The sequence below is a fragment of the Streptomyces sp. NPDC001678 genome (assembly GCF_042892945.1).
GTDB lineage: Bacteria > Actinomycetota > Actinomycetes > Streptomycetales > Streptomycetaceae > Streptomyces.
Window position 1 is genome coordinate 298,998 of record NZ_JBIAUP010000004.1, and the last position, 22,808, is coordinate 321,805.

The 22,808-nt window shown below is 71.8% G+C and carries 11 protein-coding genes; 5 read left to right on the plus strand and 6 right to left on the minus strand.

Annotated elements, in window-relative coordinates:
* Positions 1-37: 37 nt before the first annotated feature.
* Together ACFYZR_RS10735 and ACFYZR_RS10740 are read right to left on the minus strand one after the other, a co-directional pair.
* Positions 38-1,252: an Ig-like domain-containing protein gene (locus ACFYZR_RS10735; RefSeq protein WP_391908001.1), complete on the minus strand. Its 1,215-nt coding sequence runs from the start codon at positions 1,250-1,252 to the stop codon at positions 38-40.
* Between the two features lie 312 nt (positions 1,253-1,564).
* Positions 1,565-2,770 (minus strand): Ig-like domain-containing protein, encoded by a 1,206-nt coding sequence (locus ACFYZR_RS10740; RefSeq protein ID WP_391908004.1) that lies wholly within the window; start codon positions 2,768-2,770, stop codon positions 1,565-1,567.
* A 183-nt stretch (positions 2,771-2,953) separates the two neighbouring features.
* Between ACFYZR_RS10740 and glgX the strand changes: the two genes are divergently transcribed.
* From glgX to ACFYZR_RS10760, 4 genes are all read left to right on the plus strand, one after another.
* Positions 2,954-5,347: a glycogen debranching protein GlgX gene (glgX, locus tag ACFYZR_RS10745; RefSeq protein ID WP_391908006.1), complete on the plus strand. Its 2,394-nt coding sequence runs from the start codon at positions 2,954-2,956 to the stop codon at positions 5,345-5,347.
* Between the two features lie 34 nt (positions 5,348-5,381).
* Positions 5,382-7,277 (plus strand): ABC transporter ATP-binding protein, encoded by a 1,896-nt coding sequence (locus ACFYZR_RS10750; RefSeq protein WP_391908009.1) that lies wholly within the window; start codon positions 5,382-5,384, stop codon positions 7,275-7,277.
* Complete coding sequence (locus tag ACFYZR_RS10755; protein WP_391908012.1) at positions 7,274-9,124, plus strand: ABC transporter ATP-binding protein; 1,851 nt, start codon at positions 7,274-7,276, stop codon at positions 9,122-9,124. The genes ACFYZR_RS10750 and ACFYZR_RS10755 overlap by 4 nt, the downstream gene beginning before the upstream one ends.
* 259 nt (positions 9,125-9,383) lie before the next feature.
* Positions 9,384-11,675 (plus strand): M4 family metallopeptidase, encoded by a 2,292-nt coding sequence (locus ACFYZR_RS10760; protein WP_391908015.1) that lies wholly within the window; start codon positions 9,384-9,386, stop codon positions 11,673-11,675.
* Positions 11,676-11,852: 177 nt separating this feature from the next.
* Here ACFYZR_RS10760 and glgB read toward each other — a convergent pair whose 3' ends face one another.
* The 4 genes from glgB to ACFYZR_RS10780 form a co-directional block, all read right to left on the minus strand.
* Positions 11,853-14,171 carry a 1,4-alpha-glucan branching enzyme gene (gene glgB, locus ACFYZR_RS10765; RefSeq protein WP_391908017.1) on the minus strand — a complete coding sequence of 773 codons (2,319 nt, stop codon included), beginning with the start codon at positions 14,169-14,171 and terminating at the stop codon, positions 11,853-11,855.
* Entirely contained in the window at positions 14,168-15,562 is a 1,395-nt protein-coding gene (locus ACFYZR_RS10770) for a maltokinase (protein WP_391908019.1), read from the minus strand. The genes glgB and ACFYZR_RS10770 overlap by 4 nt, the downstream gene beginning before the upstream one ends.
* 362 nt (positions 15,563-15,924) lie before the next feature.
* Positions 15,925-17,631, minus strand: coding sequence for a maltose alpha-D-glucosyltransferase (gene treS / locus ACFYZR_RS10775; RefSeq protein WP_391908022.1), 1,707 nt, complete (start codon positions 17,629-17,631; stop codon positions 15,925-15,927).
* Positions 17,628-19,616, minus strand: coding sequence for an alpha-1,4-glucan--maltose-1-phosphate maltosyltransferase (locus ACFYZR_RS10780; protein ID WP_391908024.1), 1,989 nt, complete (start codon positions 19,614-19,616; stop codon positions 17,628-17,630). The genes treS and ACFYZR_RS10780 overlap by 4 nt, the downstream gene beginning before the upstream one ends.
* A 552-nt stretch (positions 19,617-20,168) precedes the next feature.
* Between ACFYZR_RS10780 and glgP the strand changes: the two genes are divergently transcribed.
* The gene (gene glgP / locus ACFYZR_RS10785) at positions 20,169-22,796 is read left to right on the plus strand and encodes an alpha-glucan family phosphorylase (protein ID WP_391908026.1); all 2,628 of its coding nucleotides are present in this window, start codon (positions 20,169-20,171) and stop codon (positions 22,794-22,796) included.
* Positions 22,797-22,808 lie beyond the last annotated feature (12 nt).

A 22,808-nucleotide genomic window follows, 5' to 3' on the forward strand; every position in this document is an offset into this window, starting at 1 on the left:
CAACCAGTGCGCCGGGCCGCTTCGTACGGGAGGGGCGTCAGGCGACGCTGTCCTTGGTCCACTCCGCCCAGGACAGGTTCCAGCCGTTGAGGCCGTTGTCCGGCTGGATCGTTTTGTCATGGGAGTTCTTGACGATGACGACATCGCCGATGAGGGAGTTGTTGAAGAACCAGGCGGCCGGCGTCGACGGGTCGCCCGCGCCCCGCTGGTCCTCCAGGCCCACGCAGCCGTGGCTGACGTTCTCGGAGCCGAAGGTGGACGAGCCCGACCAGTAGTTGCCGTGGAGGAAGGTGCCCGAGGTCGACAGGCGCATCGCGTGCGGCACGTCCGGGATGTCGTACTCGCCGCCGAAGCCGACGGTGCGGCCGTCCATGCGGGTCACTTCGAGCTTCTCGCTGATGACCATCTGGCCGTTGTACGTCGAGTGGCCCGGGCCTCCGGCGGAGATCGGGACGGTCTTCAGCGGCTTGCCGTCGCGCACGACCGCCATCTGGTGGGTCTCGGCGTCGACCGTGCTCACCTGGGAGCGGCCGACGGTGAACTTCACCGTCTTGTTCTGGGTGCCGTAGACGCCCTCACGGCCCTGGACGCCGTTGAGGTCCATCGTCATCGTCACCTTGGTGCCGGCCGCCCAGTACTTCTCGGGCCGGAAGTCGAGGCGGTCGTTGCCGAACCAGTGGCCCTTGATGTCCACGGCGGGCTCGGCGGTCACCTTGATGGCCTTCTCGACGGCCTTGAGGTCGGTGATGCCACGGCTGAAATTGAGCGACACCGGCATGCCGACGCCGACCGTGCTGCCGTCCTCCGGCGTGAAATAGGCCGCGAAGGTGTTGTCCGGGGTGAGGGTCGTGAACGTCGCGTGCTTCGCGGACGTACGCCCCTCCTTGTCCTTGGCGATCGCGTCGACCGTGTACTTGGTGGAGGAGCCCAGATGGGTCGTCGGCTCCCACACGGCGCCACCGTCGGCGATCTTGCCGTCGACGGTGTGGCCCTTGTCGTCGGCCACCTTGACGGAGGTGATGGTGCCCTTCTCCGCGGTCACCTTCAGGGCGCCGCTGGTGGCCACGTTCCCCGAGCCGTCCTTGGGCGCGATGTTCACCACGGCCTGTGAGGGACCGTCGGGAACCTTCCCGCCCTTCTTGCCGTCGTCGTCACCGCTACAGCCGCTGACCAGCGTCAGCACCGCTCCGAGCAGCAGAGCCGGCAGCGCGCCCCGGCGCACCCGGCTCCCCGATATCGGATGCACGTTCACTACGGATCGTCTCCCCTCGCACGGTCCGCGGCCACGCGGCACCCCGTGAGCACGCCACGCGCGCATTGTCGATAGATAACCACACGCCACCGACAACGCTGACCTCGTGAATGTCACCGTTCAGTCCCAAATGGGAGCGGTGATACGAACCGTGCGCCTGTGGTGAAGGCGGTGACCGAAGTGAAGCGCCTGATTCCAGCCAGGTCAAACTGGTGTTCAAAGGCCGGTTAAAACGCCGCGCCGGCCGGTCCGGAAACCGGCATTCGGGCCGGTTTCCGCTGGGGGATCCGGGGTTGGAATCCGGCGGTGGATTCAGCTCAGCGCCGAGCCCGCCTTCCACTCCTCCCACGTCATGTTCCAGCCACCCAGGCCATTGTCGGGAGCGACCACCCGCTCCGGGGAGCCGACCACCTCCACCACGTCCCCGACCAGGGAGGAGTCATAGAACCAGCCCGCCGGGGTCGACGGTCCGCCACCCTGCACATCGGGCAGCCCGATACAGCCGTGGCTGGTGTTCCGGGTGCCGAAAGCCCCCGGCGGCGCCCAGTAGTTGCCGTGGAGGAAGGTCCCCGAGCCGGTCAGCCGCATCGCGTGGGGGACGTCCGAGATGTCGTACTCGCCGCCGAAGCCGACTGTGTCCCCGTTCATCCGGGTCACCGCGAATTTCTGACTGATGACCATCTTGCCGCGGTAGGTGTCGTTGCCCTGGCCGCCCGCCGTGATGGGCACGGTCGCGAGCATCCTGCCGTCCCGGACCACCCGCATCGTGTGCCCGGCCGCGTCGACCCGGCTCAGCTGGCTCCGGCCGACCGTGAAACCGACCGTCTTGCGCTGGATCCCGTACACCCCGCGCGCGCCCCGGACGTCGCGCAGCCGGAGGTCCAGCGTCACCCGGGTGCCGGGCCGCCAGTACGTCCGGGGCCGGAAGTCCAGCCGGGTGGCGCCGAACCAGTGCCCGGCGATCTCGGCGGGCGGCGAGGAGGTGACCCGGACGGCGCGTTCGACCGCGGCCCGGTCAGTGATCGGCCGGCTGAAGCCGAAAGAAACGATCATCCCCGTGCCGACGACGCTCTCCGGCTCCGGGGAGAAGTAGCCGATGAACCGGTGCTCCGGCACATAGGTGGTGAAGCTCGTGTGGCGGGCCGTGCGCCGCCCGGAGGCGTCCACGGCCACCGCGTCCACGGTGTAGCGCGAGGCGAGCGTGAGCGGCGCGGCGGCGGGCCGCCAGGTGTGGCCGTCGGCGGAGATCCGGCCCGGCACGGCCAGCCGTTCGCCGCCGTGCGACGCGGCGGCGGTCACCCGTTCCAGCCGCCCGCGGGGCACCCGCACCTCGAACGGCTCCGTCGAGATCACGTCGCGCGCCCGGTCGGGCGGGCTGATGTGGATCAGCTCGCGCACCGCGGGGCGGGCGTCGTCCGTGAGCGCGGCCTCCGGGGTGACGGTGGCGCACCCGGAGAGCGTGAGCAGGGACGCCAGCACGACCAGACCCCGTACGGCACGCGAGAGGGCAAGTGTCACACCCGGCCCAACGACGGGCCTCCCCCGGGGAAACGTGCCTGCACTCGCTTGCTGCGGCCGATCACACGTGTGAGCGCATGCGTGGATGCGGGAAGAACGGGGAGAAGGACCCCATCGCCAGACACCCGGTCCCGGGACCCCGGGTGCCCGGCGCGCTACAAGAGAGCCGCCGGAGGCGACAACGTGTCGAGCGCATCCGAGCAAGAGGCACGGCAGCAGGGCGAGTTGGGCGCCGCCCGGACAGAACGGGCGCCGCGCCCCGGGGCCACCGGGCACGGCGGGGCACCCCAGGCGGCCCCGGGAGCCCCCGCGAGCGGCGTCAACGGCCGTCCGCGGCGCGTCCGGGCACCGGAGCCGGAGCCGTCACCCGTGTGGCCGGGTACCCCTGAGCCGCTCGGGGCACGGTTCAAGGACGCGGCCCACACCGTGGACGGCGTGGCGGGCACGAACTTCGCGCTGTGGGCGGGCGGGGCCGAGGCGGTGGAGCTGTGCCTGTTCGACGAGGACGGGCGGGAGACCCGCCACCCGCTGACCGAGCTGACGCACGAGGTGTGGCACGGCTTCGTCCCCGGCGTGCTGCCCGGCCACCGCTACGGCTACCGCGTCCACGGCCGCTGGGACCCCTGGACCGGCGCCCGCTGGAACCCCGCCAAACTCCTCCTGGACCCCTACGCCCGGGCCGTGGACGGCGACTTCCGGCTGCCCGCCGAGGTGTACGGGCATGTGCGCGACTGGCCGCAGCAGCACGTCGCCGACACCGTCCGCGACGAGCGGGACTCGGCCCCCCACGTCCCCAAGGGCGTGGTCGTCGCCGATGACGACGACTGGTCCGACGACCGCCGCCCCAAGACCCCCTGGCCGGACTCGGTCATCTACGAACTGCACGTCAAGGGCTTCACCATGCGCCACCCGGACATCCCCGAACGGCTGCGCGGCACCTACGCCGGCCTGGCCCACCCGGCGGCCGTCGGGCATCTGAGGCGGCTCGGCGTGACGGCCGTGGAGCTGCTGCCTGTACACCAGTTCGCCCACGAGGACCATCTGCTGCGCCGGGGCCTCGCCAACTACTGGGGCTACAACTCCATCGGCTACTTCGCCCCCCACTCCGGCTACGCGGCCTCCGGGACGCGCGGGCAGCAGGTGGGCGAGTTCAAACGGATGGTACGGGCCCTCCACGCGGCCGGCATCGAGGTCATCCTCGACGTCGTCTACAACCACACCGCCGAGAGCGGCGAACTCGGCCCCACGCTCTCCCTGCGCGGCATCGACAACCGCCGCTACTACCGGCTCCAGCCCGACCCCCGGCGCTACGCCGACTACACCGGATGCGGCAACACCCTCCACGTCGTCCAGCCGAACGTCCTGCGGCTGATAACCGACTCGCTGCGCTACTGGGTGACGGAGATGGGCGTCGACGGCTTCCGCTTCGACCTCGCGGCGGCCCTGGTCCGGACCATGCGCGCCGTCGACGGTCCGGACATGCTCTCCCCTTTCCTCGCCGTCATCGCCCAGGACCCCGTGCTGCGCCGGGTCAAACTGATCGCCGAGCCCTGGGACGTGGGCTCCGGCGGCTATCAGGTCGGCGCCTTCCCCCCGCTGTGGACCGAGTGGAACGACCGCTACCGCGACGCCGTGCGCGACTTCTGGCGCGGCGCCCTGCCCGACGTACGGGACCTGGGCTACCGACTGTCGGGCTCCAGCGACCTCTACGCCTGGGGCGGCCGTCGCCCCTACGCCTCCGTCAACTTCGTCACCGCGCACGACGGCTTCACCCTGCGCGACCTGGTCTCCTACGAGCGCAAGCACAACGAGGCCAACGGCGAGGGCAACCGCGACGGCACGAACGACAACCGCTCCTGGAACTGCGGGGTCGAGGGCGAGACGGCCGACGCCCGCGTCACCGCCCTGCGCCGCCGTCAGACGCGCAACCTGCTGACCACCCTGCTGCTGTCCACCGGGGTGCCGATGCTGGTCGCGGGCGATGAGATGGGCCGCACCCAGGGCGGCAACAACAACGCCTACTGCCAGGACAACGAGACCGGCTGGGTCGACTGGTCGCTGCTGGACGACCCCGGCTGGCGGAACCTGGCCGGGCTCTGCTCCCGGCTGCTGGCGCTGCGCCGCGCCCACCCCGTGCTGCGCAGCCGCTCCTTCTTCTCCGGCCGGCCCAGGGGCGCGGACGGCCTGCGCGACCTCGCCTGGTTCACCCCGGGCGGCACCGAGATGACCGAGGCCGACTGGTACGCCCCCACCGCCACCCTGGGCATGTACCTCTCGGGGCGGGACATCCCCCAGCGCGGCCGGCGGGGCGCGCCGGTGACCGACGAGAGCTTCCTGGCCGTGCTGCACGCCGGGCCACGCGCCCTGCGCTTCACCTTGCCCGGGCCGCCGTGGGCCGAATCCTACGAACTCCTCGTCAACACCGCCCTGGAGGACCAGCACACGGCCCCCGGCCTGCGCCGGGAGGGCGGCAGCCGGATCTCGGTCCGGGCCCGCTCGGTGCTGCTGTGGCGAGTGGTACGGGACGGCTCCGAACTCGCCTCGACCACCGAGGACTTACGCCTGAAAGACGAGTGAGCGATGTCGGTGGCTGGCCGTAGTCTCCCCACTGATGGACGTGACCAGTGAACCCTCCAGCACGCCGCCGCGCCCCGGGCGCCACTCCGCCGTGCGGTCCCTGCTGCGCCTGTGGCCGTATGTGCGCCCGGTGCGCGGGTGGCTCATGGCGGGCGCGCTGTCCGCCGTGGTGGGTTCCTGTCTGGGCCTGCTGATCCCGCTGACGCTCAAGTGGATCGTGGACGGGCCGGTGGCCGGCCGCGACCCCTCGGGGGTGTGGCTGGGCGGGCTGGCCCTGCTGGTGCTCGGCGCGGCCGAGGCCGGGCTGTTCGGGGTGCGCCGCATGATCACGGCAGGTCCGCTGGCGCGGGTCGAGGCGGACATGCGGGCGGCGCTCTACGCGCACCTCCAGCGGCTGCCCGTCTCCTTCCACGACCGCTGGCCCTCGGGCCAGTTGCTCTCGCGCGCCACGACGGACCTGATGCTGCTGCGCATCTTCCTGTCCTTCCCCCTGACCTTCTTCCTCGTCAACGGGGTGACGATCGTCGCGGGCTGCGTCATCCTGCTCCTGCAGCAGTGGACGCTGGGGCTGGTGCTGCTGGCGCCGGTCGTCCCGCTGGTGGTGCTGTGCTCCGTCTTCGAGGAGCGCTACGCGCGCACCGCGCGGAGGGCACAGGACCAGATCGGCGATCTGACCACGGTCGTCGAGGAGAGCGTGCTCGGCATCCGCGTCGTCAAGGGTTTCGGCCGGCACCGGGGCCAGGAGCGGGCGTTCCTGGCGCTGTCGCGGCGGCTGCGCGACACCGAGCTGCGCAAGGCGGGTCTGCTCGGCACCCTCTGGGCCCTGATCGTGATCCTTCCCGAGCTGGCCATCGGCGCGGCGCTGGTGCTGGGTGTGCTGATGGTCGGGGACGGCGAGCTGTCCGCGGGGACGCTGGTGGCGTTCCTGTCGACGGCGCTGGCGCTGCGCTGGCCGGTGGAGTCGATCGGTTTCCTGCTGGCCATCACGAACGAGTCGGCGACGGCCACGGACCGCTTCTTCGAGGTCATGGACACGGCCGAGGCGACGGACGCCCCCGGGGCGACGGCCTCGGACCACCCCGGCACCACGGGCCGCCCCCATGATGTCCACGCCGACGACGCCTTCCCGGCGTCTGCCGCGGCCCCGAAGGGCGCCGGCGCGACGCGGCCGAAGGATCCCGGACTCCGCCTGGAAGGCGTCTGGTTCCGCTATCCCGACGCGCCCGCGGACGCCCCGCCCGTGCTGCGCGGCGTCGATCTGCTCGTCCGCCCCGGCGAGACCATGGCTCTGGTCGGCGCCACCGGCAGCGGCAAGACCACCCTCACCGCCCTCATCCCGCGGCTCCACGAGCCGACCGCCGGACGGATCGTCCTCGACGGCCGGGACATCTGCGGGCTGCCCCGCGAGCGGCTGCGGGAGCTGGTGGCGGTGGCCTTCGAGGAGCCGACCCTGTTCTCCGCCGACGCCGCGGAGAACGTCCTGATGGGCGCGCCCGACGCCGGGGAGGCCCGGCTCCTGCGCGCCCTGGCCGTCGCCCAGGCGGAGTTCGTCCACGAGCTCCCCCAGGGCCGGCGCACCCGGCTCGGGGAGCAGGGGCTGAGCCTGTCCGGCGGGCAGCGGCAGCGCCTCGCGCTGGCCCGCGCGGTGATCGGCGACCCCCGCTTCCTCGTCCTGGACGACCCGCTCTCCGCGCTCGACGTCCACACCGAGGCCCTCGTCGAGGCCGCGCTGCGGGAGGTGCTGGCCACCACGACGGCCCTGGTCGTCGCCCACCGTCCCTCCACCGTGCTGCTCGCCGACCGGGTCGCCCTGCTGTCCCGGGGCCGCATAGCCGCGGTGGGCACCCACCACGAACTGCTGCACACCAACCGGGAGTACGCGTCGCTGATGTCCGGCCCGGCGGGGCCCGAAGGGGGCGATCCACGATGACCACCACCGTCTCCGGCCGCCCGGCCGCGGAGGACGACCGGCCGGAGGAGCCGTCCGGCGACCCCTTCGACCGGGACGTCCTGCCCACCCCCAAGGGCGCCTCCCGGGCGCTCCTGCGGTCCCTGCTCGCCCCCGCCCGGGGCCGGGTGCGGCTCGCGGCCGTCCTGCTGCTGCTCCAGCAGGCCGCCGTGCAGGCGGGCCCGCTGCTCGTCGCCTACGCCATCGACTCCGGTGTGCCCGCCGTCCGCCGGCACGACTACGGGCCGCTCACGGCCGTCGCCGTCGGCGCCGTGGTCTGCGCCCTGGCCGCCGGCCTGCTCCAGATGGCGTTCGTCCGGCTGGCGGCGCGGGTGGGCCAGGACGCGCTGCTGGAGCTGCGCGGCCGGATCTTCCGCCACTCCCAGGCGATCGGCATCGACTTCCACGAGCGCTACACCTCCGGGCGGCTGATCTCCCGCGCCACCACCGACGTCGAGTCGATCCGCGAGCTGCTCAACGACGGCCTCCAGGAGCTCATAGGCGTCGCCCTGTCGGTGTTCTACGTCTCCGTCACGCTGCTCTGGCTCGACCCGGCCACCGGGGGCGCGGCGCTACTGTCCTTCGCGCCGCTGGCCCTGCTCGTCCGGTCCTACCGGCGCCGCTCGCTGATCGCCCACCGCCGGCGGTCCACGGCGATCGCGGCGGTCATCGTGAAGTTCACCGAGACGATGAACGGCATCCGGCCCGTGCAGGCCTTCCGCCGCGAGCGGGCCAACGACGCCCACTTCGACGGGCTCAACCGCGTCCACCAGCGGACCAACACCGACACCGCGCTGGCCATGGCCCACTACGTGGTCTGCTCGCGGCTGGTGGCCAACAGCATGGTGGCGGCGATAGTGGTGTGGGGCGCCTACCGGGTCGCCGACGGGAGTCTGGCGCTGGGGGTGCTGGCCGCCTCGGTGCTGTACCTGCGGCGGCTGTACGACCCGATCGACCGGCTGGGGATGTTCCTCAACACCTACCAGTCGGCGGCCGCCTCCCTGGAGAAGATCGCGGGCCTGCTGGCCCGGCGCCCGTCCGTCCGCGAGCCGGAGGCGCCCCTGGCGCTGCCCGTCCGCGCGTCCGGGCGCCCGGGCCGCGAGGTGGTCTTCGACGGGGTGCGCTTCGCCTACCGCGCGGGCGTCGAGGTACTGCCCCGCCTCGATCTGACCCTGCGCGCCGGGGAGACGGTCGCGGTCGTCGGCTCCACGGGGGCAGGGAAGTCCACCCTGGCCAAGCTGCTGGCCCGGTTCTACGACCCCACCGAGGGCCGGATCCTGCTCGACGGCGTGCCGCTCTCCTCCCTGGCCGGGCCGGAGCTGCGGCGCGGGGTGGTGATGGTGACGCAGGAGGCGTTCCTCTTCTCCGGCTCGGTCGCCGGCAACATCGCCGTCGGCCGCCCCGACGCGAGCCGCGCGGAGATCGAGCGCGCGGCCAAGGCCATCGGCGCCCACGACTTCATCACCGCCCTGCCCGACGGCTACGACACGGACGTCCGCAAGCGCGGCGGCCGGATCTCCGCCGGCCAGCGCCAGCTGGTGGCCTTCGCCCGCGCGCTGCTGGCCGACCCGTCGGTGCTGATCCTCGACGAGGCGACGTCCTCCCTGGACATCCCGGGCGAACGGGCCGTGCAGCGCGCCATGCGCACGGTGCTGCGCGGGCGGACGGCCATGGTGATCGCCCACCGGCTGTCGACCGTGGAGATCGCGGACCGGGTGCTGGTGATGGCCGGCGGCAGGGTGGTGGAGGACGGAGTTCCGGCCGAACTCGCGAGAAGCGGCGGGCACTTCGCCGAGCTGCACCGGGCCTGGCGGGACAGCCTGGTCTGAACGCCCGGTATACGGACACCGATCTTTGGCCAACGAACAGTTTCCGGCCAACTTGTTGACGCGCCCCTGACATGCCACGGGCGGCGATGGCACTCTTCACCTCAACTGGCGCGGAGCACCCCCACATCCCCACCCCTCCGCGACGGCGATCTCCCCCCTCTCTCCATGTGTTCTGCCGCGCTCCGCCCGGACGGCCGGTTCGCCGTCCGGCGTTCCATCGGCCCACCCACCCCGTGGTGGCCCCGCAGAAGGAGTCAGAGTGAGACCCACCCCCCATCGCCGCGCCGTCGCCACCGGCGCGCTCGTCGCCGTCACGGCGATGCTCGCCGTCGGGGCCCAGACGGGCACCGCCAACGCCCGCCCCGACGACTCGGCCGCCACCGGCCAGCCCCGGCAGATCATCGCCAAGGCCTCCCCCGGCGCCCAGCCCGCGAAGCTCACGCCCTCCCAGCGCGCGGAACTGATCCGCGAGGCCAACGCCACCACGGCGCAGACGGCGAAGAAGCTGGGCCTCGGCGCCAAGGAGCAGCTGGTCGTCCGCGACGCCACCCGCGACGTCGACGGCACCGTGCACACCCGCTACGAGCGCACCTACGAGGGCCTGCCCGTCCTAGGCGGCGACCTCGTCGTCGACGCGGCCAAGAGCGGCACCGTCAAGTCCGTCGCCAAGGCGAACAAGGCCAAGCTGGCCGTCGCCACGACCGCCCCCTCGTTCGCGGCCGCCACCGCCGAGAAGGACGCCGTCACCTCCGCCCAGGCCAAGGGCTCGAAGGCCGCCAAGGCCGACCGCGCCCCGCGCAAGGTGATCTGGGCCGCGAACGGCACCCCGGTGCTGGCCTACGAGACGGTCGTCGGCGGCCTCCAGGAGGACGGCACGCCCAACGAGCTGCACGTCATCACCGACGCGAAGAGCGGCAAGAAGCTCTTCGAGTTCCAGGGCATCAAGCAGGGCACCGGCAACAGCCAGTACAGCGGCCAGGTCACCATCGGCACCTCCGGCTCGGCCGGCTCGTACCAGATGACCGACACCGGGCGGGGCGGCCACAAGACGTACAACCTCAACCACGGCTCGTCCGGCACCGGCACGCTGTTCACCAACTCCAGCGACGTCTGGGGCAACGGCACCACCGGCGACCCGGCCACGGCGGGCGTCGACGCCGCGTACGGCGCGCAGCTCACCTGGGACTACTACAAGAACGTCCACGGGCGCACCGGCATCAAGGGCGACGGCGCGGGCGCGTACAGCCGCGTCCACTACGGCAACAGCTATGTGAACGCCTTCTGGTCCGACTCCTGCTTCTGCATGACCTACGGCGACGGCTCGGGCAACGCCAAGCCGCTGACCGCGATCGACGTGGCCGCGCACGAGATGACGCACGGCGTCACCTCCGCCACCGCCAACCTCACCTACAGCGGGGAGTCCGGCGGCCTGAACGAGGCCACCTCGGACATCATGGCCACCGCCGTCGAGTTCTGGGCGAACAACCCCAACGACCCCGGTGACTACCTCATCGGCGAGAAGATCGACATCAACGGCAACGGCACCCCGCTGCGCTACCAGGACAAGCCCAGCCGCGACGGCCGGTCCAAGGACAGCTGGTACTCCGGCATCGGCAGCATCGACGTCCACTACTCGTCGGGCCCGGCCAACCACTGGTTCTACCTGGCGTCCGAGGGCAGCGGCCCCAAGGACATCAACGGCGTCCACTACGACAGCCCCACCTCCGACGGGCTGCCGGTCACCGGCATCGGCCGGGACAACGCCGCGAAGATCTGGTTCAAGGCGCTGACCCAGCGCATGCAGTCCAACACCAACTACGCGGGCGCGCGCGACGCCACGCTGTGGGCCGCCGGTGAGCTCTTCGGCGTCGGCAGCGAGACGTACAACAACGCCGCCAACGCGTGGGCGGCCATCAACGTCGGCAGCCGGCTGTCCACCGGGGTCTCCGTCACCAGCCCCGGCGACCAGACGTCCATCGTGAACACGGCCGTCTCCCTCCAGATCAAGGCGTCCAGCTCCACCACGGGCTCCCTGACCTACTCGGCCACCGGCCTGCCCGCCGGCCTCACGATCAACTCCTCGACCGGCCTGATCTCCGGCACCCCGACCACCACCGGCTCCAGCAATGTGACGGTGACGGTCAAGGACGCGGCCGGCAAGACCGGTACCGCCTCCTTCAAGTGGACCGTGAACACCTCGGGCGGCGGCAGCGTCTTCGAGAACACCACCCCCGTGGCCATCCCGGACGCCGGCCCGGCCGTGACCTCGCCGATCGTCGTCACCCGCAGCGGCAACGGCTCCTCGGCGCTGAAGGTCGACGTCAACATCAGCCACACCTACCGCGGTGACGTCCAGATCGACCTGATCGCCCCCGATGGCAAGACGTGGCGCCTGAAGGACGCCGACACGTGGGACTCCGCGGCGGACGTCAAGGAGACCTACACGGTCGACGCGTCCGGCGTCTCGGCCACCGGCACGTGGAAACTCCAGGTCCAGGACCTGTACGCCAACGACGAGGGCACGATCAACAGCTGGAAGCTCAGCTTCTAGCGGCCTTCTCGAACGAAGTCCGGCGCGGCTCGGCAGCGCCCCGAAGGGGCGCGGGGAACTGCGCGATCAGCCACGACGCACCCGCAGATGAAGTACCGAACAGGACCAGGCGCCGTCCGGGGTGAGCTCCGACTCCCCCGGGCGGCGCCTTACTCATGCGGCGGCGCGGCAGCGTCACTACCCCGGCCGCAGCCAAACCGTCGCCAGCGGCGGCAGCACCGCCACCACGCTGGACCGCCGCCCGTGCCAAGCCGTCGGCTCCGCCTTCAGCGGGTCGGGGTTGCCGACGCCGCTGCCGCCGTAGCCGGAGGCGTCGGTGTTGAGGACCTCCTGCCACACCGGTTCGCCGGCCGGCACCCCCAGCCGGTAGCCGTGCCGTACCACCGGGGAGAAGTTGCAGACCGCCAGCAGCGGCGAGCCCTGCGCGTCGTAGCGGGCGAACGCCAGGACGTTGTCGTCCGCCGCGTCGCCGGCGATCCACTCGAAGCCCTCCGGCGCGATGTCCCGCTGCCACAGCGCCGGTGTCGCCCGGTAGCGGGCGTTGAGGTCGCGGACCAGGTCCCGTACGCCCCGGTGGTCGGGCTCGGCGGAGTACGAGGGGTCCAGCAGCCACCAGTCGGGGCCGTGGGCCTCGGACCACTCCGCCCCCTGCGCGAACTCCTGCCCCATGAAGAGGAGCTGCTTGCCCGGGTGGGCCCACATGAAGCCGAGGAACGCCCGGTGGTTCGCGCGCTGCTGCCACCAGTCGCCCGGCATCTTGGAGACCAGCGCCCGCTTGCCGTGCACCACCTCGTCGTGCGAGATCGGCAGGACGTAGTTCTCGCTGTACGCGTAGACCATCGCGAAGGTCATGTCACCGTGGTGGTACTTGCGGTGCACCGGCTCCTTCGTCATGTACTCCAGCGAGTCGTGCATCCACCCCATGTTCCACTTCAGGCCGAAGCCCAGACCGCCGAAGCCGCCCGGGCCCGTGTGGTGGGTGGCACGGGTGACGCCGTCCCAGGCGGTGGACTCCTCGGCGACAGTCACGACACCCGGACAGCGGCGGTAGACCGTCGCGTTCATCTCCTGGAGGAAGGCCACCGCGTCGAGGTTCTCCCGGCCGCCGTGCTCGTTCGGGGTCCACTGGCCCGGTTCCCGCGAGTAGTCGAGGTAGAGCATGGAGGCGACGGCGTCCACGCGCAGCCCGTCGATGTGGAACTCCTCGCACCAGTAGACCGCGTTCGCCACCAGGAAGTTGCGCACCTCCTTGCGGCCGTAGTCGAACTCCAGCGTCCCCCAGTCGGGGTGGGCGGCGCGGACCGGGTCCTGGTGCTCGTACAGCGGCCGTCCGTCGAACTCCGCCAGCGCCCACTCGTCCCTCGGGAAGTGCGCCGGCACCCAGTCCATGATCACACCGATGCCGGCCCGGTGGAGGGAGTCGACGAGGTGCTTGAAGTCGTCCGGGGTGCCCAGGCGGGCCGTGGGCGCGTAGAAGCCGGTGACCTGGTAGCCCCATGAGCCGCCGAAAGGGTGCTCGGCCACCGGCATCAGCTCCACGTGCGTGAAGCCGAGGTCCTTGACGTAGGCGGGCAGTTGCTCGGCCAGCTGGCGGTAGGTCAGGCCCGGGCGCCAGGAGGGGAGGTGCACCTCGTAGACCGAGAACGGCGCCTCGTGGACCGGTCGTGCCGTGCGCCGCGCCATCCAGTCGCCGTCCCGCCACACATGGTGCGAGGCGTCCACGATCGACGCGTTCGCGGGCGGCACCTCGGCGCGCCGCGCCATCGGGTCCGCGCGCAGCGTGCGGGAGCCGTCGGGGCGGGTGATCCCGAATTTGTAGAGCGCCCCTTCGCCGACGCCCGGGAGGAACAGCTCCCACACCCCTGTGCCGCCCAGCGAGCGCATCGGGTGGACCGTCTCGTCCCACACGTTGAAGTCGCCCACGACGCACACGCCCCGGGCGTTCGGCGCCCACACCGTGAACCGGGTGCCCGCCACGCCCTGGTGCGTCATGGGCCTGGCACCCAGCGCCCGCCACAGCTCCTCGTGGCGGCCCTCCCCGATGAGGTGGAGATCCAGCTCCCCGAGGGAGGGCAGGAAGCGGTACGGGTCGTCGAGCGTCAGCTCCGAGTCCTCGTACGTGACGAGGAGGCGGTGGTCGGGCGGGATCCGCTGGAGGGGGAGGGTCGCGGCGAACAGGCCGTCGCCCTCGTCGAGGAGCTCCGCGCGCAGGCCCTTCGCGACGACCGCCACGCCCCTCGCCCACGGGCGCAGGGCGCGCACGACGATCCCGCCGGGCACGTGGTGGGCGCCCAGCACGCCGTGCGGGTCGTGGTGGGTGCCTTGGAGGAGGCGGTCGCGGGTGGTGGCGTCGAGGGGTGGGGCTTGGCGGATGCCGCTTCCCCTGCCGGGGGCTTCGGGGGTTTCGGGGGCTTCGGGGGGTGCGTTCTTGCCGGGGGCTTTGCGGGGTGCCGACGCTGGTAGGAACGTTGCCGGGATCGGTGGTCGCGCTGTCACAGGTGGTCCTCCGGGGGCGTACGGGGCGGGCGGGTCAAGCCGGCGTGAACGCCGGTCGCACGGTGTCCTCCGGCCAGGCGGTGGATCGCGGACATCGGCACGGACAGCCAGTCGGGGCGGTGCCGGGCCTCGTAGAGCACCTCGTAGACGGCCTTGTCCGTCTCGTGCGCCCGCAGCAGCCGGGGATCCTCGCGCGGGTCCTGGTGGACGGTCGCGTAGCCCTCGCAGAACGCGGCCCGGGAGCGCTCGGCCCAGTCCGTGCCGGCGGCGCGGCCCACCGCCGCCGCGTAGTCGAACGACCGCAGCATCCCCGCGATGTCCTGCGCGACCGGTTGCGGGCGGCACCGCTCCGGCAGCGGGCGGGCCGGCTCCCCCTCGAAGTCGATCAGCGACCAGCGGCCGTCGGCGGCCGTGCGCAGCGCCTGCCCCAGGTGGAGGTCGCCGTGGACGCGCTGGGCCCGGCGGGTGTGTCCGTCCCGGCCCAGCGCCGCCAGCTCGTCGTAGGCCTCGCCCAGCGCCCACCGGTACGGGCGCAGCGCCGGGACGGCCTCGGCCGCCGCTTCCAGGCGCTGGGTCATCGTGGCGGCGAGCCGTTCGAGCTGGGGGCGGCGCAGGACGACCGTGGGCAGCGCCTCGGCCAGGGCCAGGTGCACCTCGGCGACGGCGTGGCCGAGGGCGCGCGCGGAGGCGGTGAAGTCGGCCTGGACGGAGAGGGCGCCCAGCGCCAGCTGCCAGCCGTCGGCGGAGCCGGACAGGAAGGGTTGCAGCACGCCCAGGGTCATGGGCGTGGCTCCGTGGAGCTCCGCCTCGAACCAGGCCGCCGGCGCGGGGACGCGGGCGCAGCCGGCCTTCGCCAGCGCGCGCGGCAGTTCGAGATCGGGGTTGGTGCCGGGGCCCACGCGACGGAAGAGCTTGAGGATATACGTTTCGCCGTATACCGCCGAGGAGTTGGACTGCTCGGCGCCCAGGAGGCGGGGTGTCAGGTCCGGTGGGATCTTCGCGTCCGGTTCGCGGCTGAAGCGGAGCGGGCCCAGGCGGCCCGGGATCCTCAGTCGCTCCAGGAGGAGTGCCGCCAGGCGGGGGTCGGCCAGGCCCTCGTAGACGGTGCGGCCGTGCAGGGGGCCGCCCGCCGGGCGGCCGATGCGGGCGGGGGCGAGCTGGGGCGGGAGGACGTCCTGGACGCCGAGCAGCAGCTGGTAGCAGTCGTCGGGGGTGGGGGTGGGCTGGCGTGTTCGTACGAGCAGGTGCAGGAGTCCCGGGGCGAGTTCCGTCACCGCCACCGGTGTGAGGCCGTCGATGGGACGGCCCTTGCCGGCGAACCAGCGCTGCCGGGGCAGCCATTCCGTGAGCAGGGGGGCGAGCGAGGCGAGCAGCGGTGCGGCTTCCGACATGCGTCGCGTCCTTTCCCCGGGGCACACGACGGATGGGGCAAAGTGTCCCGGATGACGGCTTTGGCCAGGGTGTGGTGCGGGACGTGTCGGGCGGGAATCGTCCGGTTGCGGGTGCGCCTTTCGCTTGCGCTTGCGGGGTGGGGCGGGGCCGGGGTGGGACGGACGGGCCCTTATGGGGCTGAGCTCTTCGCGGTGCCTGGTATCGCGTTGCGGGTGCCCTGGATTTGGCACTAGCGGCGAAGAGCTCTTTACGCCCCTGCCAGGGCCCATCCGCCCCACCCCGGCCCCTCCCGTCGGATCTGCGGGTGCGGGCCGGTTCCTGTGGGGCGCCTGCCCCGTCGGTCGGCCGGGAAACGACGCCGTCAGGCGACCGGTGCTGTTCGGCGCAGGCGGAACCAGTAGAAGCCGTGGCCCGCCAGGGTGAGGAGGTAGGGGAGCTCCCCGATCGCCGGGAAGCGGACCCCGCCGATCAGCTCCACCGGGTGACGGCCGCTGAACGCCCTCAGGTCCAGCTCGGTCGGCTGCGCGAACCTTGAGAAGTTGTTCACGCAGAGGACCAGGTCGTCGCCGTGCTCCCGGAGGAAGGCGAGTACTGCCGGGTTGCTCGAGGGGAGTTCCGTGTAGGAGCCCAGGCCGAATGCCGGGTTCTGCTTTCGGATTTCGATCATTCGGCGGGTCCAGTGGAGCAATGAGGACGGCGATGACATCGCCGCTTCCACGTTGGTCACCTGGTAGCCGTAGACCGGGTCCATGATCGTGGGGAGGTACAGCCTTCCCGGGTCGCAGGAGGAGAAGCCCGCGTTGCGGTCGGGGGTCCATTGCATCGGCGTGCGGACCGCGTCCCGGTCGCCCAGCCAGATGTTGTCGCCCATGCCGATCTCGTCGCCGTAGTACAGGATCGGGCTGCCGGGGAGGGAGAGGAGGAGGGCCGTGAAGAGTTCGATCTGGTTGCGGTCGTTGTCCAGGAGGGGTGCCAGCCGGCGGCGGATGCCGATGTTGGCGCGCATGCGGGGGTCCTTGGCGTACTCCGCCCACATGTAGTCGCGCTCTTCGTCCGTCACCATTTCGAGCGTCAGTTCGTCGTGGTTGCGGAGGAAGATTCCCCATTGGCAGCGGGAGGGGATCTCCGGCGTTTTCGCCAGGATTTCCGAGACCGGGTAGCGGGATTCACGGCGGACGGCCATGAAGATGCGCGGCATGACCGGGAAGTGGAACGCCATATGGCATTCGTCCCCGCCGTGCTCGTACGACCCGAAGTAGTCGACCACGTCCTCCGGCCACTGGTTGGCCTCGGCCAGCAGGACCGTGTCCGGGTAGTGGGCGTCGATCTCCGCGCGGACGCGCTTGAGGAATTCGTGGGTGCGGGGGAGGTTCTCGCAGTTCGTGCCCTCCTCCGCGAAGAGGTAGGGCACGGCGTCCAGCCGGAAGCCGTCGATGCCCAGGTCCAGCCAGAAGCGGAGGGAGGCCAGGATCTCCTCCTGGACGGCCGGGTTCTCGTAGTTGAGGTCCGGCTGGTGGGAGAAGAAACGGTGCCAGTAGTACTGCTTGCGCACCGGGTCGAAGGTCCAGTTCGACGTCTCCGTGTCCACGAAGATGACGCGCGCGCCCTGGTACTGCTTGTCGTCGTCGGCCCAGACGTAGTAGTCGCCGTAGGGGCCGTCGGGGTCGGCGCGGGACTGCTGGAACCAGTCGTGCTGATCACTCGTATGGTTCATGACAAAGTCGATGATGACGCGCATGCCGCGGGTGTGAGCGGCGTCCACGAACTCGACGAAGTCGGCCAGGTCACCGAATTCCGGCAGCACCGAGGTGTAGTCGGAGACGTCGTAGCCGCCGTCGCGCAGGGGCGACTGGAAGAACGGCGGAAGCCAGAGGCAGTCGACGCCGAGCCACTGGAGATAGTCCAGTTTCGCGGTCAGCCCCTTGAGGTCGCCGATGCCGTCGCCGTCGCTGTCCTGGAACGAGCGGACGAGGACTTCGTAGAAGACGGCCCGCTTGAACCAGTCGGGATCCAGGTCCTTGGCCGGAGTGTCCTCGAAGGTGTCCTGGACGGGCTCATTGACGATCATGGTGTGGGTGACCCTCCGATCTGTGAGGACGGTCGCAGCGAGAACACGTGCGCGGGCGGGCGGCCCGGCTCCAGGCGCACATAGTTGTCCCTGCCCCAGTGATAGGTCTCCCCGGTGAGCTCGTCGCGCACCGGGACGGTCTCGTGCCAGCCGAGGCCGAGCTCCGGCATGTCCAACGAGACCGTGGCCTCCTGGGTGTGGTGGGGGTCGAGGTTGACGACCGTGAGGACGCAGGAGGGGCCCGAGCGCTTGGAGTAGGCGATGACCGCGTCGTTGTCCGCGTGGTGGAACCGCAGATTGCGGAGGTGCCGGAGGGCCGGGTGACGCCTTCTGAGCCGGTTGAGGGTGGTGATCAGGGGGGCGATGCTTCTTCCTTCGCGCTCCGCGGCCTCCCAGTCCCTGGGGCGGAGTTCGTACTTCTCCGAGTTCAGGTACTCCTCGCTGCCCGCGTGGGCCGGGATGTTCTCGCAGAGTTCGTAGCCGGCGTACATCCCCCAGGTGGGGGCCAGCGTCGCGGCCAGGATCGCGCGTGCCTCGAAGGCCGGGCGGCCGCCCTCCTGGAGGTACGCGTGGAGGATGTCCGGGGTGTTGACGAAGAGGTTGGGGCGCATGTGCGCGGCGGAGGGGCCCGACAGCTCGGTCAGGTAGTCGGTGAGTTCCTGTTTGGTGTTGCGCCAGGTGAAGTACGTGTACGACTGCTGGAAGCCGATCGCCCCCAGGGTGGCCATCATCGCGGGCCGGGTGAACGCCTCGGCCAGGAAGATCACGTCCGGGTCGGTGCGGCCGATCTCGGAGATCACCTTTTCCCAGAAGACGACCGGTTTGGTGTGGGGGTTGTCGACGCGGAAGATCCGTACGTCGTGGGACATCCAGTGGCGCAGGACGCGCAGGGTTTCCGTGACCAGGCCGTCGAAGTCCGCGTCGAAGGCCAGGGGGTAGATGTCCTGGTACTTCTTCGGCGGGTTCTCGGCGTACGCGATGGAACCGTCCGCGCGGTGGTGGAACCACTCGGGGTGTTTGCCGACCCAGGGGTGGTCCGGGGAGCACTGGAGGGCGAAGTCGAGGGCCACCTCCAGGCGCAGGTCGCGCGCCCGGCGGACGAAGTCGTCGAAGTCCGCCAGCGTGCCCAGATCGGGGTGGATCGCGTCGTGGCCGCCCTCCGGGGAGCCGATGGCCCAGGGGCTGCCCACACCGTAAGTACCCGCGCTCAGCGCGTTGTTGGGGCCCTTGCGGTAGGAGGTGCCGATGGGGTGGACCGGGGGGAGGTAGACGACGTCGAATCCCATCGCCGCGATGGCGGGAAGGCGGCGGGCCGCCGTGCGGAGGGTGCCGCTGCGGGGTGGCTGACCAGGAATCAGCCGGGCGCCCTCCGAGCGGGGGAACATCTCGTACCAGGAGCCGAAGAGGGCCCGCTCGCGCTCCACCAGCACCGGCACCGGACGGGAGCTGGTGACCAGCTCACGGAGCGGGTGGCGGGCCAGGGCGGCCTCGGTCTCGGGCGTCAGGGCGGCCGCGAGCCGCGCCGCCGCCGGGCGGGTGGTGTCGCGCAGGGCGTCGACGGCGGACAGGACGGCCTCCCTGCCGTCATTCTTGGGGACGCCCGCTGCCGCCCGTTCATGGAGCCGGGCGCCCTCCTCCAGCACCAGCTCGGTGTCGATGCCCGCCGGGATCTTGATGGAGGCGTGCTCCCGCCAGGTGGTGACCGGATCGCTCCACGCCTCGACCGCGTAGGTCCAGCGGCCCGTCGCGTCCGGGGCGACCGTCGCCCCCCAGCGGTCGGTACCGGGGGCCAGCTCCCGCATCGGCGTCCAGGGCCCGGACCGGCCCGCCGGGCCGCGCAGCACCACATTCGCCCCGACCGCGTCGTGCCCCTCCCGGAAGACCGTGGCGGAGACCTCGAACTCCTCGCCCACCACGGCCTTGACGGGCCTTCGGCCGCAGTCGACGAGCGGGCCGGGGTCCAGGACGGGGATGCGACCGATCATGGGATCACCTGGGGAGTCTCAAGGGTCTTGGGCGAGGGTTCCGTATGTTCTATCTGTTCCGTCGGCGGTCGGGAGGGTGCGGGCATGACTGCTCCTGTCCGCGTTCACTCGGGCGGGCGGAAGAAGGGACGGCGGCCGTCAGCAGGGCGATGGACGGTCGTCCCGGTACACCGGGTGAGCTTTCCCACCGGGTCCGCCCGGGCATGCCCGGACTGTATGAACTACTCGTGCGTAGTTCCCCTGACCCCGCGCACGGAGGGCGGCCTTTCCCCCGTCACCCGTAGGGAGTCTGCTCGATGCTCCGATCGCGTGCAATGTGGCGAAACGGCGCTGTTGAGGGCCGGACGGGGGAACGGACGCCTCGCCGCGACCTTCGAAGGCCGTAGCGGCTTTTGGCCTTGGAGAGTGCTGCTGTACGCGGGGCGTAAATCCGCCTAGTACTAATCGTCTAGTGCGAAGACATCAGTCGGTCTGCGCGCGGGCTCGCCCCGGTGCGGTGGAACCGGTCCATTGCCCCCTCCCGTGCCGACGCCTGCCGCTACCGTCGGATCCGTGAAGGCCATTCGTCGATTCAGCGTGCGTCCCGTCCTTCCGGAACCCCTACGACCGCTCAGCGAACTGGCGCGCAATCTGCGCTGGTCCTGGCATCCCGAGACCCGCGAACTGTTCCAGTCCGTCGACCCCGAGGGCTGGCGGGCCGCCGGGGGCGACCCGCTGCGGCTGCTGGGTTCCGTCTCCGCCGACCGGCTGGCCGCCCTGGCCGAGGACCGCCGGTTCCGGCGGCGGCTGGCGGCGGCCGCCGACGATCTCCACGACTACGCCACCGGCCGGCGCTGGTACCAGGAGCAGCCCGCCGGGCTGCCGGCCGCCGTCGCCTACTTCTCCCCCGAGTTCGGCATCACCGCCGCCCTCCCGCAGTACAGCGGGGGCCTGGGCATCCTCGCCGGCGACCATCTGAAGTCCGCGAGCGATCTGGGTGTTCCGCTCATCGGCGTCGGGCTGCTGTACCGCCACGGCTATTTCCGTCAGTCGCTCTCCCGCGAGGGCTGGCAGCAGGAGCACTATCCCCTGCTCGACCCCAACGAGCTCCCGCTGTCCCTGCTCCGCGAGCCCGACGGCACCCCCGCCCGGGTCACGCTCGCCCTGCCCGGCGGCCGCTGCCTGCGCGCGAACGTCTGGCAGGCGCAGGTCGGCCGGGTGCCGCTGCTGCTCCTCGATTCGGACGTGGAGGACAACGGCTCCGGGGAACGGGATGTCACCGACCGGCTCTACGGCGGCGGCAGCGAGCACCGGCTGCTCCAGGAGATGCTGCTGGGCATCGGCGGGGTACGCGCGGTGCGGGCCTATTGCCGGATCACCGGGCATCCCGAGCCGGAGGTCTTCCACACCAACGAGGGTCACGCGGGCTTCCTGGGGCTGGAGCGGATCCGTGAACTGGCCGAGCAGGGCGCCGACTTCGACTCGGCGCTGGAGTGCGTCCGCGCCGGCGCGGTCTTCACCACCCACACCCCCGTGCCCGCCGGCATCGACCGTTTCGAGGCCGCGCTCGTCGCCCGGCACTTCGCCGACGGCGCGGAGCTGCCCGGCATCGACGTCGAACGGATCCTGGCGCTGGGCCGGGAGGACTATCCCGGCGGCGAGCCCAACCTCTTCAACATGGCCGTGATGGGCCTGCGGCTGGCCCAGCGCGCCAATGGCGTCTCCACGCTGCACGGCAAGGTCAGCCGGGAGATGTTCGCCGGGCTGTGGCCCGGCTTCGACCCGGAGGAAGTGCCCATCGCCTCCGTCACCAACGGGGTCCACGCCCCCACCTGGGTGGCCCCCGAGGTCTTCCGGCTCGGCGCCCGGCAGATCGGCGCCGGGCGCGCCGAGGACGCCCTGGCCGTCGGCGGCTCCCAGCGCTGGGACACCGTCGCCGACATCCCCGACGCCGCCATCTGGGAGCTGCGGCGCACCCTGCGCGAGCAGCTGGTGGAGGAGGTGCGGGAGCGGCTGCGGGCCTCCTGGCGGGAGCGCGGCGCCGGGACGGCCGAGCTCGGCTGGATCGACGGGGTGCTGGACCCGGACGCCCTCACCATCGGCTTCGCCCGGCGCGTGCCGTCGTACAAGCGGCTGACACTGATGCTGCGCGACCGCGAGCGGCTGACCGAGCTGCTGCTCCACCCGCAGCGGCCGGTGCAGATCGTGGTCGCGGGCAAGGCGCACCCGGCCGACGACAGCGGCAAGCGGCTGGTCCAGGAGCTCGTCCGCTTCGCCGACGACCCGCGCGTACGCCATCGCATCGTCTTCCTGCCGGACTACGGCATGGCGATGGCCCAGAAGCTCTATCCCGGCTGCGACGTCTGGCTGAACAACCCCCTGCGCCCGCTGGAGGCCTGTGGTACGTCCGGGATGAAGGCGGCGCTGAACGGCTGTCTCAATCTCTCCGTTCTGGACGGCTGGTGGGACGAGTGGTACGAGCCGGACTTCGGCTGGGCCATCCCCACCGCCGACGGCGCGGCCATGGACGAGGACCGCCGCGACGACCTGGAGGCGACCGCCCTCTACGACCTGCTGGCCCAGCGGGTGGCCCCGCGCTTCTACGACCGGGCCGCGGGCGGGCTGCCGGGCCGCTGGATCGAGATGGTCCGGCGCACGCTGGCGACGCTCGGGCCGAAGGTGCTCGCCGGGCGGATGGTCCGCGAGTACGTCGAGCGGCTCTACGCGCCCGCGGCCGAGGCCCACCGGGCCCTGGACGCCATCGCCGCGCGGGAGTTGGCCGCGTGGAAGGCACGGGTGCGGGCGGCGTGGCCGTCCGTCGCCGTGGACCACGTGGAGGCCGTCTCGGACGGCCCGCTGAACGGCACGGCCGAGCTGGGCTCCACGGTCTCGCTGCGGGTGAGCGTGACCCTGGGCGAGCTCGACCCCTCGGACGTCGAGGTGCAGGCCGTCGCGGGCCGGGTGGACTCGGCCGACCGGCTGGACCGGGCGACGGCGTTCCCGCTGAAGGCGACGGGAGCGGTCGGGCTGGACGGTCGCCGTCTCTACGAGGGTCCGCTGACGCTGGACCGCACCGGCCCCTTCGGTTACACGGTCCGCATCCTGCCCGCGCACCGGCTGCTGGCGGACGGTGCGGAGCTGGGGCTGGTGGCGGTGCCGTCGGAGGGGACGGGGGAGGCGGCGGGGGTGCTGATGCGGTAGCGGGCGGGCCCG